Annotated in this window: 12 protein-coding genes and 1 pseudogene; 4 read left to right on the top strand and 9 right to left on the bottom strand. The window is 64.7% G+C overall.

Annotated features, from left to right (window positions below; genetic code table 11):
- Positions 1–80: 80 nt before the first annotated feature.
- From HU760_RS01555 to ycaC, 3 genes are all read right to left on the bottom strand, one after another.
- Positions 81–899, bottom strand: a complete 819-nt coding sequence (locus HU760_RS01555; RefSeq protein ID WP_186671914.1) for an alpha/beta fold hydrolase — start codon at positions 897–899, stop codon at positions 81–83.
- 38 nt (positions 900–937) lie between these two features.
- On the bottom strand, positions 938–1,504 hold the full coding sequence (locus tag HU760_RS01550) for an antibiotic biosynthesis monooxygenase (protein WP_186671912.1): 567 nt from the start codon (positions 1,502–1,504) through the stop codon (positions 938–940).
- Between the two features lie 115 nt (positions 1,505–1,619).
- Positions 1,620–2,249 (bottom strand): isochorismate family cysteine hydrolase YcaC, encoded by a 630-nt coding sequence (gene ycaC, locus HU760_RS01545; protein WP_014592832.1) that lies wholly within the window; start codon positions 2,247–2,249, stop codon positions 1,620–1,622.
- A gap of 322 nt (positions 2,250–2,571) precedes the next feature.
- On the opposite strand from ycaC, the gene HU760_RS01540 reads away from it, so the two are divergent.
- On the top strand, positions 2,572–3,999 hold the full coding sequence (locus HU760_RS01540; RefSeq protein WP_186671910.1) for a mechanosensitive ion channel family protein: 1,428 nt from the start codon (positions 2,572–2,574) through the stop codon (positions 3,997–3,999).
- A gap of 35 nt (positions 4,000–4,034) precedes the next feature.
- Here HU760_RS01540 and amaA read toward each other — a convergent pair whose 3' ends face one another.
- Positions 4,035–5,321 (bottom strand): L-pipecolate oxidase, encoded by a 1,287-nt coding sequence (amaA, locus tag HU760_RS01535; protein WP_186671908.1) that lies wholly within the window; start codon positions 5,319–5,321, stop codon positions 4,035–4,037.
- A gap of 168 nt (positions 5,322–5,489) precedes the next feature.
- Positions 5,490–6,980 carry an L-piperidine-6-carboxylate dehydrogenase gene (gene amaB, locus HU760_RS01530; RefSeq protein ID WP_186671906.1) on the bottom strand — a complete coding sequence of 497 codons (1,491 nt, stop codon included), beginning with the start codon at positions 6,978–6,980 and terminating at the stop codon, positions 5,490–5,492.
- A gap of 135 nt (positions 6,981–7,115) precedes the next feature.
- On the opposite strand from amaB, the gene HU760_RS01525 reads away from it, so the two are divergent.
- Entirely contained in the window at positions 7,116–8,006 is an 891-nt protein-coding gene (locus HU760_RS01525) for a LysR family transcriptional regulator (RefSeq protein ID WP_186671904.1), read from the top strand.
- Positions 8,007–8,137: 131 nt separating this feature from the next.
- Positions 8,138–9,532: a 2-oxoadipate dioxygenase/decarboxylase HglS gene (gene hglS, locus HU760_RS01520; RefSeq protein ID WP_186671902.1), complete on the top strand. Its 1,395-nt coding sequence runs from the start codon at positions 8,138–8,140 to the stop codon at positions 9,530–9,532.
- 120 nt (positions 9,533–9,652) lie between these two features.
- On the opposite strand, the gene HU760_RS24615 is transcribed toward hglS, so the two are convergent.
- From HU760_RS24615 to HU760_RS01510, 3 genes and pseudogenes are all read right to left on the bottom strand, one after another.
- The gene (locus HU760_RS24615) at positions 9,653–10,375 is read right to left on the bottom strand and encodes a methyl-accepting chemotaxis protein (protein WP_437179847.1); all 723 of its coding nucleotides are present in this window, start codon (positions 10,373–10,375) and stop codon (positions 9,653–9,655) included.
- A gap of 135 nt (positions 10,376–10,510) precedes the next feature.
- Positions 10,511–11,551, bottom strand: a pseudogene (locus tag HU760_RS24610) (Cache 3/Cache 2 fusion domain-containing protein); the annotation flags it as partial.
- A 167-nt stretch (positions 11,552–11,718) separates the two neighbouring features.
- Positions 11,719–12,645, bottom strand: a complete 927-nt coding sequence (locus HU760_RS01510) for a LysR substrate-binding domain-containing protein (RefSeq protein WP_186671898.1) — start codon at positions 12,643–12,645, stop codon at positions 11,719–11,721.
- Between the two features lie 155 nt (positions 12,646–12,800).
- Between HU760_RS01510 and HU760_RS01505 the strand changes: the two genes are divergently transcribed.
- Positions 12,801–14,189: a NorM family multidrug efflux MATE transporter gene (locus tag HU760_RS01505; RefSeq protein ID WP_186671896.1), complete on the top strand. Its 1,389-nt coding sequence runs from the start codon at positions 12,801–12,803 to the stop codon at positions 14,187–14,189.
- Positions 14,190–14,220: 31 nt separating this feature from the next.
- Here HU760_RS01505 and HU760_RS01500 read toward each other — a convergent pair whose 3' ends face one another.
- Entirely contained in the window at positions 14,221–15,885 is a 1,665-nt protein-coding gene (locus HU760_RS01500; RefSeq protein WP_186671895.1) for a putative bifunctional diguanylate cyclase/phosphodiesterase, read from the bottom strand.
- Positions 15,886–16,033 lie beyond the last annotated feature (148 nt).

The raw sequence follows: 16,033 nt of genomic DNA, 5'->3' as shown, positions 1-16,033 counted from the left end.
CGCGGGTGAACCCGCTTCCACAGGTACGGCGCAAGGCAAGGCCTGAGGGAGCGGGTTTACCTGCGAATGCCCCGGCACAGTTACTTCTGCAGGAACGCCAACAGGTCCTCGTTCAGCTGCTGCGCATGCGTCACGGCAAACCCGTGCGGCGCCCCGGCATACACCTTCAGTTCAGCCCCACGAATCAACTCCGCCGCCTGCTTGCCGGTGCTCTCGAACGGCACGATCTGGTCGTCGTCGCCATGGATCACCAGGGTCGGCACATCGACCTTGGCCATGTCCGGGCGGAAGTCGGTCTCGGCAAACGCCGTCACGCAGTCCAGGGTGCCCTTGATCGACGCCATCAGGGCGATGTTCAAGGTTTGCGTCTGCACGCCCTGGGACACCTGCTGCCCATGGTTCAGGCCATAGAACGGCGTGGCGAAATCGGCGATGAACTGTGCCCGATCGGCACGCAGACCGGCGCGGATACCTTCGAACACCGACAGGTCGACACCCTGCGGGTTGTCGTCACGCTTGCCGAAGACCGGCGTCACTGCACCCAGCAAGACCAGGCCAGCCACACGCTCGCTACCGTGACGGGCGATGTAGCGGCTGACATCGCCACCCCCCATCGAGAAGCCCACCAGGGTCACGTCGCGCAGGTCGAGGTGCTGGATCAGCTGGGCGATATCGTCGGCAAACGTGTCGTAGTCGTAGCCGTTCCACGGTTGGCTCGAACGGCCAAAGCCACGGCGATCGAAGGCGATGGCGCGGTAACCGCGGCTGGCCAGGAATTCCATCTGCGAATCCCACATGTCGGCATCCAGCGGCCAGCCGTGGCTGAACAGCACAGGCTTGCCGCTGCCCCAGTCCTTGTAATAGATCGAAGTGCCATCGCGGGTAACGAACGTGCTCATGTCGGTATCTCCTTGAAAATATAGAGGTAAAGGCTTGCTTAGCCGCGCAGCCAGTTGGCGCAGCGACGGGTTACCCAAGGCATGATGTAGAACACCACGGGCAGGATGACGAACAGGTTGCTGATCAGGTTGCCGGTGATTGCGCCACCCAACTGCGGAAAGCGCGCGAACAACGGCGCCAGCAGATGCGGAATGACCAGGGTCATCGGGCAGATCACCAGGTAGGTCAGCAGCGCCTGCTTCCAGCGCGGCGGTTGTGCTGCGCGGGTGCTCGGCGGGGTGAACCAGAACTCCGGGTCGTCATGTACCTGGGTGTGGTCGCCCCCTTCGAGCAACGGCAACACTTCGTTGACCAGTGCCTGGCGCTCGGCCGAGTTGACCCAGGCCTGCAACAGGCTGGCGTCGGCAAAGCGCACCACGGTGGTGAAGTGCAGCCCGCCGTCGTCGGGGCGGATGACATTGACGTCCAGGTGCCCCGGCTGCCGGCGTGCAGCGCTGACCGTGCGCTTGAGCCAGGCTTCGTAGGCGGCCAGCGACGCGGCGCGGACCTTGTGCTGGATGACCAGGGTCACCACGTTGCGGTTGTCTTGGAATGCGGTGTTCATCGGCGTTCCTTGGGATGAGCTTGCCCGCATCAACTGTGCAACGACGGACGGGCGGAGGATTGGACGGGTGTGCTGCACTGGCCGGGCACCGACTGGCGGTGCCCGGGACCGTGGCTTACTTGTTGGCGTTGAACGCGTTGTAGCTGGTCATCAGGTTGCGGTAGTCCGGGATGTGGTTGGAGCACAGCGCCGCCAGGCCTTCGATGTCGTTGCGCCAGTCGCGGTGCAGTTCACAGGCCACGCCGAACCAGGTCATCAGCTGCGCACCGGCCTGGCTCATGCGGTCATGCGCGGCGTCGCGGGTCATGGCATTGAAGGTGCCGGAGGCATCGGTCACCACGAACACGTCGAACTCTTCTTCCAGGGCCGACAGCGCCGGGAAGGCTACGCAGACCTCGGTCACCACACCGGCGATGATCAGCTGCTTCTTGCCGGTGGCCTTCACTGCCTTGACGAAGTCTTCGTTGTCCCAGGCGTTGATCTGGCCGGGGCGGGCGATGTACGGGGCGTCCGGGAACAGCGCTTTCAGCTCGGGTACCAGTGGGCCGTTGGGGCCTTGCTCGAAGCTGGTGGTGAGGATGGTCGGCAGGTTGAAGAACTTGGCCAGGTCGGCCAGCGCCAGCACGTTGTTCTTGAACGCATCCGGCTCGATGTCACGCACCAGCGACAGCAGACCAGCCTGGTGGTCGACCAGCAGGACAGCGGCGTCGTCTTTGTTCAGGCGGTTGTATTTGAAGTTGGTCATGGTCGTTGCTCCCAAGGGTTTTGATCTTTTCAGTAAGTGGGGTGTTTCGCGTTGATGGGAGAAGATTAAAACCATGACCTTTTTGGCGGTAGATAGCGATTTTTGGCTCTAGCGTTCTGTTTTATGAACGATGGTTTTGTGTGGGCTGTACCGGCCCTTTCGCGGCTAAAGCCGCTCCCACAGGGATTGCGCTGGATTTGAATCGTGCGCAGCACCTGTGGGAGCGGCTTTAGCCGCGAAGAGGCCGGCACAGGCCCCATTGCCTGTCCGGCCAACCTGCTCTATTACTACCCACAGCCCTCCCCTTGCCCCCGAGACCTCCATGCTGGCGTTCATCCAGTCCTCCCCGTTGATGCTTGGCACCGCACTGATCCTGCTCGACCTGGTGCTCTGGCAGCTGATCCCCCTCCAGCACCGAGCCTGGCGCATCGGCGTACGGCTGGGGATCTTCCTGCTGTTCAGCCTGGTGCTGGTGGCCGCCGGCATGAGCCCGCTGCAACCGCCACCCTGGGCCGACGATGTCTCACGCAACCTGTTGGCCACGGTATTGGCCATCGGCTGGTGGCTGTTCGGCGCGCGTACGGTGACGGTGGTGTTCGGCCTGTTGCTGGTGGCCCGTGGCAGCCATGGGGGGCGCTTGCTGCAGGACGTGCTGGGGGCGTTGATCTTCCTTGCCGCCGTGGTCGCCGCAGCGGGCTATGTGCTGCAGCTGCCGGTGAAGGGCCTGCTGGCCACCTCCGGGGTGATGGCCATCGTCATCGGCCTGGCGCTGCAAAGCACGCTGGCCGACGTGTTCAGCGGCATCATCCTGAACACCACGCGGCCCTACCAGATTGGCGATTCGATCTCGATTGACGGCACCGAAGGCAAGGTGCTGGAAATCGACTGGCGTGCTACCCGCCTGCTCACCGGCAGCGGGAGCCTGGCGGTGATCCCCAACTCGGTGGCAGCCAAGGCGCGGCTGCTCAACCACAGCCGTCCGGCCGACGTACATGGCGTATCGATCAGCGTGGTGGTGCCGGCCAAGGTGCGCCCCAAGCGCGTGTTCGATGCGCTGGAAAAGGCCTTGCAAGGCGTCAGCGCCATTCTTGCCACACCAAAACCCAAGGTCGCGGTGAAGGCGTCGACGTTGGAGTCAGTAGAGTACGAGGCCAGCGGCTTCGTAGCCGACGCAGGCGTCAAGGGGGATGCGCGCAATCAGCTGTTCGACCTGGCGCACCGGCACCTGGAGGCCAGCGGGGTAATGTGGAACGTTGACCTGGCCATGCCGCCACGCAGCCGCCAGCGCGAGGTGCTGGACGAAGTGCGGGTATTCCGCTCGCTGACCGATGAAGAACGCGATGCCCTGAGCCAGCGCATGACGGCGGTGGAATACCTGGCGGACCAGGTCATCCTGGGTGTGGGCGAGCATTCCGAGCACCTGCTGGTGATTGGCAGCGGCGTGGTGTCGGCGTCGATCCGCGATGGCGACAGGCTGGTGGAGGCCGGGCGCATGGGGCCGGGTGAGGTGCTGGGGGTCGAGGGCATCATCGATGAGGACGACTCGTTTGCCGAGTTCCGCACGTTGACCAGTTGCGTGCTGTATCGAATCGACAAGGAACAGGTTAAAAGCTGCCTGGTGCAACGTGGCGAGGTGCAGGCAGCGCTTGGCAAGTTGCAGCGGTTCAGGCGGCAGAGCCGGGAGTCGCTGCTGCTGCAGAAGCCGGCTTCAATCAAGAAGGGCGGCTTCCTCAGCTGGTTGCACAAGTAAGCCGGCCCGCCGCGCCTACAAGCGCAACCCAGGGCTTACAGCACAACCCTCAAGCATTGCCCCGCGTGATACAGCGAGAACCCGGACTCGTAGAACGCGGTGCGCAGCGAGGGTGCACTCACCCCCTTCATCGGCGAGAACGGAATCGGCAGGCTGCCCGCCTCGCCCTTCAGCAGGAATTCGGCGAACGCCCGGCCGATCACGGTCCCGGTGGTATTGCCACGCCCGTTGTACCCGGTGACAGCGACCAGCCCCGGCGCCGGCTCGAACAGGCGCATCAGGTGGTCGGGGGTGAAGTCGATGCAGCCGGTCCAGTGCATCTCCCATTCGACCTTGCCCAGCTCGGGGTAGTAGTGGCTCTGGATCCGGTCGGCCCAGCTGCGTACGAACCAGGCCGGCTTGTTGTCGACCCGGCCGAGGCTGCCCAGCAGCAGGCGGCCCTGGTCGTCGCGGCGGATGCTGCTGAGCACGGTGCGGGTGTCCCACGAACCCTGGCCATGCGGCAGTACCTTGTCGGCGGCAGCGCCGTGCAACGGCCTGGACGCCACCTGGTAGTAGTAACCGCGGAAGAACTGCTTCTGCAGGTTGCTCCAATCGCCCTCGGTATAGGCGCCGGTAGAAATCACCACCTTGTCGGCGCGCACCGCACCACGTGCGGTCTTCACCCGCCAGGCATCGCCGTCACGCGCCAGGCCCTCGACCGACGACTGCTGGAACAGCTTGCCACCCAGGCGCGCCACCGCAGCAGCCAGGCCCTGGGTGTAGCCCATGGGGTTGATGGTGCCGGCGCGGCGGTCGAGCAGCGCAGCGGAGATCTTGTCGGTACCGCAGTATTCCTGGCATTGGGCGCCGGTCAGCAGCTCCACATCGGCACCCCGGCGGCGCCATTGTTCGTGGCGGGCTTCGAGGTCGGCGATGCCGGTGGCGTTGTGCGCCATGTGCAGCGTGCCCTTGTGCTGGGCCTGGCAGTCGATGCCCAGGCGCTTGATCATGGCGAACACTTCAGCCGGGGCCTCACCCAGCACCTTGTTCAGGCGGCTGCCCTGCTGCAGGCCAAGGGTGGCTTCGACATCGTCAGGGCGAATCCAGGTACCGGCGTTGACCAGGCCGACGTTGCGCCCGGAGCCACCGTGGCCGATTTTCCAGGCTTCCAGCAGGATCACCGACTTGCCCTGCTCGAGCAGGTGGATGGCCGCTGACAGGCCGGTAATGCCGCCACCGATCACACAGACATCGGCCTTGTGCTCACCAGCCAGGGCCTGGGCGGCGATGGTCGGTTCTGTGACGAATTCCCACAAGCATTGTTGACGCAGTTCGGACATGGCCCGGCTCCAGCGATTTGTTCTTGTTGGGGCCGCAAAAGCGGCCCATTCGCGGCTAAACCCGCTCCCACAGACACCCACACAGGCCTCAAGGGCAGTGGAGAACCTGTGGGAGCGGGTTTACCCGCGAACCGGGGGCCAGGCCCCCGGCCATGCAGCATCAATCCATCAGTCGAACACGATACCCTGCGCCAGCGGCAGCTCGCGCGAATAGTTCACGGTGTTGGTCTGGCGACGCATGTAGCCTTTCCAGGCGTCCGAACCGGACTCACGACCACCGCCGGTTTCCTTCTCGCCACCGAACGCACCGCCGATCTCGGCGCCGCTGGTACCGATGTTGACGTTGGCGATACCGCAGTCGCTGCCCGAAGCACTCTGGAAGCGCTCGGCTTCACGGATATCGGTGGTGAAGATGCACGACGACAGGCCTTGTGGCACTGCGTTGTTCAGGCGCAGAGCCTCTTCGAAATCATCGTAGGCCAGCACGTACAGGATCGGGGCGAAGGTTTCGTGGCGCACCACGTCGCTCTGCGCCGGCATTTCGGCAATGGCAGGCGACACGTAGTAGGCGTTCGGGTACTGGTCAGCCAGCTGGCGCTCACCGCCAAACACCTGGCCGCCTTCGTCACGGGCCTTGGCCAGCGCACCCTGCATGGCATCGAACGACTGCTTGTCGATCAGCGGGCCAACCAGGTTGTCCTTGCGCGGGTCGCCAATACGCACCTTGCCGTAGGCGGCTTTGACGCGGGCAACCACTTCGTCCTTGATCGAGCGATGCACGATCAGCCGGCGCAAGGTGGTGCAACGCTGGCCAGCGGTACCGACAGCGGAGAACAGGATGCCGCGCACGGCCAGGTCCAGGTCGGCACTCGGGGCCAGGATCATGGCGTTGTTGCCGCCCAGTTCCAGGATGCTGCGGCCGAAGCGGGCTGCCACACGCGGGCCCACTTCACGGCCCATGCGGGTGCTGCCAGTGGCGCTGACCAGCGGTACGCGTGGGTCGTCGACCAGGGCTTCGCCGGCTTCACGGCCACCGATCACCAATTGCGCCAAGCCGAGCGGGGCATCACCGAAGGCTTTCAGGGCTTTTTCGAACAGCGCCTGGCAGGCCAGGGCGGTCAACGGGGTCTTCTCCGACGGCTTCCACACCACCGAGTTACCGGCCACCAGGGCCAGGGCGGTGTTCCAGGCCCAGACCGCGACCGGGAAGTTGAAGGCACTGATGACACCGACAACGCCCAACGGGTGCCAGGTTTCACGCATGTGGTGGCCAGGGCGCTCGGAAGCGATGGTCAGGCCGTACAGCTGGCGCGACAGGCCAACGGCGAAGTCGCAGATATCGATCATTTCCTGCACTTCGCCCAGGCCTTCCTGGGTGATCTTGCCGGCTTCGATCGATACCAGCTCGCCGAGGTCGGCCTTGTGCTCACGCAGCACTTCGCCGAACAGGCGCACCAGTTCGCCACGGCGCGGCGCCGGCACGCTGCGCCAGGCTTCGAAGGCGCCTTGCGCCTGGTCGATGCAAGCGATGGTCTCGGCCTTGCCGAGCAGTTTCACCGAGGCGATCTGGCTGCCGTCGATCGGCGTGTGAACAGGGTAGTCGCCCTGGGTGTAAGCCTCGGCGGCAACGCCAAGGCGCTCGAGCAATCCAGCAACCATTGTGCTTCTCCTACATCGGGTGATGGGGTGGAAAAATGATGTGGGTCAGTATTAATCCGATCACATAGGTACAACAAACGACCTTTATTCCGCATATCATTCCGCCAGGTAATGATTTGAGCCGCAGAGACCGCTATGTCCAAACGCCTGGTGCCCTCCATGACCGCCCTGCAGTGCTTTGAAGCTGCAGCCCGCCATTTGAGCTTTACCCGTGCCGCCGAAGAATTGCACCTGACCCAGAGTGCGGTCAGCAAGCAGGTGGCGCAACTGGAAGACATGCTGCGCCACCACCTGTTCCTGCGCATCCGCCGCCGCCTGCAGCTGACACCAGCCGGCAGCCTGTACCTGGCCGAGGTCAACAAGATCCTCACCCAGGTCGACATGTCCAGCCGCTACGTGCTCACCTACGGCGAGCAGACCGAGATATTGAAGGTAGCCACCCAGCCGAGTTTCGGCGTGCGCTGGCTGATCCCGCACCTCAAGGGTTTTGGCAAACGCCACGGCAACATCCACCTCGACATCCGCAACGAGATGGAGCCGTTCGCCTTGTTGCAGGGTTCGGCGGACGTGGTGTTCTTCTATGGCCAGGGCACCTGGCCGGGGGCTACGTGCATGGAGCTGTTCGGTGAAGAAGTGGTGCCGGTATGTGCGCCGGAGCTGCTGGCCGGCCGCGAACTGGTCGATGCCGGGCAACTGGCCGAGCTGGTGCTGCTACAGAGCACCTCGCGACCAGAGGCGTGGCACGAATGGTTTCTGGAGCTGGGCCTGGAAAGCGTCAGCGCCTACCACGGGCCGCGCTTCGATACGTTCTACATGGCTTTGAGCGCGGCGCAGTCCGGCTGCGGGGTGGCGCTGGTGCCGCGCTACCTGGCGGCGAAGGAACTGGCCGAGGGCAGCCTGGTGGTGCCGTGGAACCATGCGATGCCCAGTACCGGGGCGCATTACCTGGCGTATGCCGAGCATGCAGCGGAGGTGCCCAAGGTGCGGGCGTTGGTGGAGTGGATTCGCGAGCAGCTTCAGGATTGACACTGCTGGGGCCGCTTTGCGGCCCTTTAGGTCGATCAAAAAAGGAATGACACACCCACTTTTTTTCGCTTGTAAGCCAAGTGCATTCCCCGCTTTCATGTAAGCGTCCGAACCCAACCAGGAAGCTAGCGATGCCCGCCCACGATTTCGTCAGCCCCGACAACATTCGCGCGCAGTTCTCTGCCGCCATGTCGCTCATGTACAAACAGGAAGTGCCCCTGTACGGCACGCTGCTGGAGCTGGTGAGCGAAATCAACCAGCAGGTCATGGCCCGGCAACCCGAAGTCGCCGAGGCCCTGCGCTGGACTGGCGAGATCGAACGGCTGGACCAGGAGCGCCACGGGGCGATCCGCGTCGGCACTGCGCAAGAACTGGCAACCATTGCCCGCCTGTTCGCGGTGATGGGCATGCAACCGGTCGGCTACTACGACCTCAGCTCCGCCGGCGTGCCGGTTCACTCCACCGCCTTCCGCGCGGTGCACGAGCAATCGCTGCACGTCAGCCCGTTCCGCGTGTTCACCTCGCTGCTGCGCCTGGAACTGATCGACAACCCGCAGCTGCGCGCGCTGGCGGAAAGCATCCTGGCCAAGCGCAAGATCTTCACCGACCGCGCCCTTGAACTGATTGCCCAGTGCGAACGTGACGGTGGCCTGAACGCCGCAGATGCCGAGGCATTCGTGCAGGAAGCGCTGCACACCTTCCGCTGGCACCATGACGCTACCGTCACTGCCGAGCAGTACCAGCAGTTGCACGACCAGCATCGCCTGATCGCCGACGTGGTGGCCTTCAAGGGCCCGCATATCAACCACCTGACCCCGCGCACGCTGGACATCGATGCGATCCAGGCCGGCATGCCGGCCAAGGGCATCCCGCCGAAGGCCGTGGTCGAAGGCCCGCCCACCCGTCGCCACCCGATCCTGCTGCGCCAGACCAGCTTCAAGGCCCTGCAGGAAAAGGTCGCCTTCAGCGACCAGCAGGGCAGCGAAGGCAGCCACACCGCGCGCTTCGGTGAAATCGAGCAGCGCGGTGCAGCCCTGACGCCGAAAGGCCGCCAACTGTACGACAAGCTGCTCGATGCCACTCGGGCTGCCCTGGGCGGCGTGCCGGCCGAGGCCAATGCCGAACGCTACATGGCGCTGCTGAAGGACACCTTTGCCGAATTCCCGGACGACCTGGCACAGATGCGCCAGCAGGGGCTGGCGTACTTCCGTTACTTCGCCACCGAGAAAGGCTTGGCCGCGCGTGACCAGGATGACCGTCCGAGCACCCTGGAAGGGCTGATCGAAGCTGGCCACGTGCACTACGAAGCGCTGGTTTACGAGGACTTCCTGCCGGTGAGTGCGGCGGGGATCTTCCAGTCCAACCTGGGTGACGATGCGCATGCCGAGTACGGCAGCAATGCCAACCGTGATGCGTTCGAAGCGGCGCTGGGCATGCAGGTGCAGGATGAGCTGGCCTTGTATGCGCTGAGCGAGCGGCGGTCGCTGCAGGCCTGTGCGCAGGCGTTGAACCTGGGCTCGATGTAAGGTTCGAGGTCCTTATCGGCAAGCCGGCTCCCACAGGTACCTGCACAAGGCATCAGATTGATGCGGTCGAGGCAGGCGCTGGCTTGCCGGCGACAGGGCCGCCAAGCGGCCCCTGCGGTTTCAGCGGAAGCGGTCCACTTCCTGACGCAGCTGCGCCGCCAACCCTTCCAGTTCACGCGCGGTGAACGCCAGTTCATTGGCCACCTCGCGTTGTTCGCCGTTGGCCTGGGCAATGCTCTGCAGGTTGCGGCTGAGCACCGTCGCCGTGCTGCTCTGCTCCTGGGTCGCCGTACTGATCACGGCAAACTGCTCACCGGCCGCACGGCTCTGCTCGTCGATACGCGCCAACGCCTGGGCTACCTTGTCGTTGCGTTCCAGGCCTTCCTGCATCAGCTGGTTGCCTTGCTCCAGCGTGGTGATGGCATGCCCGGTCTGCTGCTGGATGCTGGTGATCATGCTGGAAATCTCGTCCGTGGCCTGACGGGTGCGCGCAGCCAGCCCTCGCACCTCATCGGCCACCACGGCAAAGCCACGCCCCTGCTCGCCCGCACGGGCCGCCTCGATGGCGGCATTCAACGCCAGCAGGTTGGTCTGCTCGGCAATGGCGGTGATCACGCTGATGATGCCGCCGATTTCCTGCGAGCGGGCGCCCAGGCTGTCCATCACCGTGGCGGTACCGCCGAGCGCCTCGGCAATCTGCGTCAGCGAGCGCGACGCCTCGTCCATGGCATTGCGACCGATGCGGGTCTGCTGGGCGTTGTCACGAGCCATGCGCTCGGTGCCGGCCATGTTGTCGGCGATGTTCATCGAGGTGGCGCTGAACTCTTCCACCGCGCCAGCCATGCTGGTGATCTCGCCGGATTGCTGGTCCATGCCCTCGCACGCACCGGCCGACAGGCCCGCCAGCGAGCGTGCACGGGTACTGACCTGCTCGGAGGCACCGCGGATGTGCTCGACCATGGTCGCCAGTGCTTCCCCCATCTTGTTGAAGCTGCGGGCCAGCTGCCCGATCTCGTCATCGCTGGTCACGCTCAGGCGCGCCCCCAGGTCTCCCGCCCCAAGCGCTTCTGCCTGGCGCACCAGGTCGTCCAGCGGGCGCAACTTGCGGCGCAACAGCCACAACGTGGCAGCAACAGCCAGCAGCATCGCCAGAAGGCTGCCGATGGCCAGGCGCAGGCCAACGCTCCAGGTCACTTCACGGATTTCTGCCATCGGCATACTGGCGACCACCGTCCAGGGCCCTTCGGCGAAAGGAGCGGTGGCGCTGTACAACGGCTGGTCGGCATTGGCCGGCGGCACCAGCCAGGCGCCCTTTTCGTCGCGCAAGGCCAACGAGCCGGTCTGCCCGATGCGGAAGCGCGCCAGGTTGGCGAACTGGGCATTCTGCGCGTCGGTGTAGTCGAAGCCGACGAACAGCACGGCGATTACCTGACCGCTGGCGTCGCTCACCGGCACATAGCGGGTCATGTAGTTGCGCTCGAACAGCACGGCGCGGCCCACATACATCTGCCCGGCCAGCAACCGGGCATAGGCCGGGTGCTGGCGATCGAGCAGAGTACCAATGGCACGGCTGCCGTCCTGTTTCTTCAGGTTGGTGCTGATGCGCACGAAATCGTCACCGCTACGCACGAACAGTGTGGCGATGCCGGCGGTCATCTGCTGGAAATCGTCGACCAGCTGGAAGTCGTTGTTCAGCAGCTGGTTACCCAGGTACAGGGCAGGCGTGGCCTGGCCGGCGACCTGCACGGTCTCGCCCGCATGCAGCGACAGGCCCGAGGCGAAGCGCCGCTCGAACAGGCCGCTGAGGCGCTGGGTGTTGTCCTTGAGCGAGCCGTGGAAAGTGTCGAGCTGGTCGGCCAGCAAACGCGCCTCGCTGGCCAGGTGGGCCTGGCGGGTGGCGAGGTTGGCATCGTCCAGCGAGCGCAAAGCGAACAGGGTACTGCCGGAAATCACCAGTGCCAGCACGATGGCGAGGGCAAGCCCCAGTTGCGAGGCGATTCGGGCACGCGGTTGAGACATGGTCAAGCTCCTGGCAAGAGGCCGGGATCGTCCTGATCACGTGGGCCACCCACTTGTTGTCGTCGGGAAGCGCGCCCTCTTCCGGGACGCTGGTGCCACTTGATCGGCGTCGCCGTGGAATACTTGAGTGCCGGACCGGGATATTCGCAAACCTTTGCGTCTGCCATTCAGAGCGCCGGCAGGATCTGCACATCGGGCAGATCCACCGCCGCCGCTTCGTCCTGCAGGAACCGGCTCAGGCGCCGCAAGCGCTCCCCGCCCGGGCGGGTGCGCGGCCACACCATGTAGTAGTCCATGCCACTGGGGACGGCGGTCGGCCAGGGCAGGCTGAGGCGCCCCTGTGCCACGTCCTCGGCAACCATCAACAGGTCTCCCATGGAGATGCCATAGCCGCGCGCGGCCGCGATCATGCCGAGCTCCAAGGTATCGAACACCTGCCCGCCCTTGAGCGAAACCTGGTCGCCGAGCCCCATGCGTTCGAGCCAGGCGCGCCAGTCGCGCTTGTCTGGCGTCGGGTGCAGCAGCTCGATACCGGCCAGCCGTCGTTCGTCCCAGGGGCCATCCTCGAGCAGGTCCGGCGCCCCTACCGGTATCAGCAGCTCGGCAAACAACCGGCGCACCTCCCAGTCTGGCGGGAACACGCCGTCACTGAGCAACACCGCACAGTCGAACGGCTCGTTGCTGAAGTCCACATGGTCAACGTCCATCCAGGCACTGGTCAGTTGCACTTCATTGCCGGGTTGCAGGTGCCGGAACCGGCTCAGCCGCGCCAGCAGCCAGCGCATGGTCAGGGTCGAAGGTGCCTTCATGCGCAGGATGCCGTCTTCGCCACGCAAGGTATCGCAGGCCCGCTCCAGCGCGGCGAAGCCTTCTCGCACGCCGGGCAGCAACACCCGCGCCGCTTCGGTCAGTTGCAGGCTGCGGCCATTGCGCACGAACAGGCGACAGGCGAAATGGTCTTCCAGTGTGCGGATATGCCGGCTGATCGCGCTCTGGGTGATCGACAGCTCCTCACCAGCACGGGTGAACGAGCTCAGCCGGGCGGCGGCTTCAAATGCGCGCAGGGCATACAACGGAGGGAGCTGACGAGACATGAGGCACCTGCCATGTAGGGCTGCAAACGGATCACCGATGAGCATATATGCATGACTCACACTCATGCCAACGATCGCTTTTATCCTTTTGTGCAAAGTTGACCAAAGCCTCAGAATCGCCCTTCGTTGATCGCCCCAGGAAGAAGGACCGTCCCATGCACGTCGCGCCCGCTACAGAACTCAAGGCTTTGCTGCGCCTGGCCGGGCCACTGATCGCCTCGCAACTGGCGCACATGCTGATGGTGCTGACCGACACCCTGATGATGGCCCGCATCAGCCCGCAGGCATTGGCCGGCGGTGGCCTGGGTGCGGCGAGCTATTCGTTCGTGTCGATCTTCTGCCTGGGCGTGATCGCTGCGGTCGGCACACTGGTGGCAATCCGCAAAGGCGCCAACGACATCGAGGGCGCCACGCGTCTGGCGCAGAACGGCCTGTGGCTGGCCTGGGGCCTGGCGCTGTGCGCCGGGCTGGTGCTGTGGAACCTCGAACCGGTGCTGTTGCTGTTCGGGCAAAAACCCGAGAACGTGGCTTCGGCCGCCGAATTCCTCACCCTGCTGCCACTGGCCCTGCCCGGCTACCTGACCTTCATGGCCTTGCGCGGCTTCACCAGTGCCCTGGGCCGCTCGACCCCGGTGATGGTCATCAGCCTGGTGGGCACAGTGCTCAACTACCTGCTCAACGTAGCGCTGATCGAAGGCATGTTCGGCCTGCCCAGGCTGGGCCTGATGGGCATCGGCCTGGTCACCGCGGTGGTGTCGATGGGCATGGCCATCGCCCTGGCGCTGTATATCCGCTGGCACCCGGCCTATGCGGCCTACCCGCTGCGCAAGGGCCTGTCGCGCCCGTCGCTGCCAGCCCTGCGCGAACTGTGGCGGCTGGGCCTGCCGATTGGCGGTACCTACATGGTGGAAGTCGGCCTGTTCGCCTTCGCCGCGCTGTGCATGGGCGTGCTGGGCAGTACCGAGCTGGCGGCGCACCAGATCGCCCTGCAGATCGTCTCCACGGCGTTCATGGTGCCGACCGGCTTGTCGTACGCGGTGACCATGCGGGTGGGGCTGTACTTCGGCGCCGGCAACCTGCTGGCGGCGCGCAGCGCCGGGCGGGTGGGCATCGGCTTCGGGGCGATGATCATGTTTGCCTTTGCCGCGTTGTTCTGGCTGCTGCCCGATGCACTGGTGGGGCTGTTCATTGACCGCAACGACCCGGCCTTCGCGGCGATTTTCCAGCTGGCGGTGCAGTTGCTGGCGGTGGCGGCATGGTTCGAGCTGTTCGACGGCATGCAGACCATTGCCATGGGTTCGATCCGCGGGCTGAAGGACGCCAAGACCACCTTCCTGATCGGGCTGGTGTGCTACTGGCTGGTAGGGGCGCCGAGCGCCTGGCTGTTCACCTTTACCCTGGGCGGTGGCGCCGTGGGGGTATGGTGGGGCCTGGCGCTGGGGCTGGCGTGTGCGGCGGTGGCGCTGACCTTTGGTTTTGAGTGGCGGATGAAGCGGTTACTGGGGAAGGCCGGGCTGACTGACAGGTCTGCAGTGTCTGTGTGACCGTTGGAGGGCGAAGCCCTCCCCCAGGCTGTCACAGACTAACCAGCTTCGGCTTGCTGTAATCCAGCAAGAACTCCATCAACTCGCCCACCGGCAACGGCTTGCTGACCAGGAAGCCCTGCACCTGGTCACAACCGAACCCGCGCAACAAGGCCAGCTGCTCTTCACTCTCCACGCCCTCGGCCACCACCTCGAGGTTGAGGTTGTGCGCCAGGTTGATCATGGCGTGCACCAGCTTGCGGTTCTCTTCACGCATTTCCATTTCGGCAACAAAGCTGCGGTCCACCTTGAGCAAGGTGATCGGCAGGCTGTTGAGGTGCACGAACGAAGAGAACCCAGTGCCGAAGTCGTCGAGGGAGAAGCGCACACCCAGGCGCCCCAGGGCATCCATGGTCTGACGCACCAGCTCATTGCGGCGCATTACCGCTGTTTCAGTCAGTTCGAATTCCAGCCAGCGGGCATCGACGCCATGCTCGATAATCAGCCGGCTCAAGGTCGCCAGCAACTGGCTGTCCTGGAACTGCCGGAAGCTCAGGTTGACCGCCATGTGCAGCGGCTCCAGCCCGCCCTCGCACAGTGCCTGCATGTCACGCAGGGCCCGGGAAATGACCCAGTAGCCCAACGGTACGATCAGCCCGCTCTGCTCGGCCAGCGGCACGAACTCACTGGGCGGCAACAGGCCACGCTCGGCATGGCGCCAGCGCACCAGCGCCTCCAGACCGACGATGCGCCCATCGGCCAGGTTCAGTCGCGGTTGATAGTGCAGCTCCAGCTCGTCACGGCGCAGGGCACGACGCAGTTCACTCTCCAGGTCGGCAAGGCTGCGGGCATTGCGGTTGATGCGCTCGTTGAACACGTGGAAGGTACAGCCCTGGCTGCCTTTGGCCTGGCGCATGGCAATGTGTGCGTGCCACATCAGTGGGTCGGCCCCGCCGTGGACACGCGCATGGGCCAGGCCCAGGCTGCATCCCAGCAGCAGGCTTTCGCCGTCGATCCAGTACGGCTCGGCCAGCGCTTCGACAATGCGCTCGGCAATCCACTCGGCGCGGTTGGCGTCACGGCGGGTGTCGATCAGCAGGGCGAACTCATCACTGCCCAGGCGCGCCAGCTGGTCGCCCGCCTCCAGTTGCTGCTTCAGGCGTGCCACCACCTGCAGGATCAGGCGGTCGCCGCTCTGGTGGCCAAGCGCATCGTTGACATGGCGGAAGTTGTCCAGGTCCAGGTGGCCAAGGGCAACACCGCGGCCATCGTTCTCGGCCAGGCGCGCGGTCAGCAAAGCCTGAAAACCCTGGCGGTTGGCGATACCGGTCAATGGGTCCTGCTCCGCCAGGCGCTGCAAGGTGGCCACCAGCACGCCGCGTTCACGCACATGGCGCAACGAGCGGCGCAAGGTGTCGGCATTGAGTTGCTCACGTACCAGCCAATCGCTGACCGCACTCGGTGGCAGCCCGGGCTCATGCTCGAGCAGCAGGATGGTCGGCAGGTCGCAGCGCCCGGGTGCAGGCTGTAAAGCCGGGGTGGCGAGCACGACAGCTTGGCGGTCATGGCTGAACAGGCTGTCTACCGCCTCCCAGTTGGGCGCAGTCAACAGTACTGCAGTACCGTCCAATGCCTGCACGCAGTCGCGCAGCAATACGGTCCATTCCGGCTCATCAGCCAACAGCAGCAAACGCAGAGGTTCGACAGGCGTGGACAAGCGGGCTCCTTAAGGCTTCACGGTGCAACGAAAGAGTTCGGGTATGCTACTGCACAAATGAGAATGATTTTTAAATTTGTGAGCCTAAAGGCAAACGCAGCATCCCGACGCATTTTGTCGTGCATCCTGCGCGAAACGGACCCAACCG

This window comes from Pseudomonas oryzicola (genome assembly GCF_014269185.2).
Taxonomy (GTDB): Bacteria; Pseudomonadota; Gammaproteobacteria; order Pseudomonadales; family Pseudomonadaceae; genus Aquipseudomonas; species Aquipseudomonas oryzicola.
This window is presented reverse-complemented; position numbering and strand designations above follow the sequence as displayed.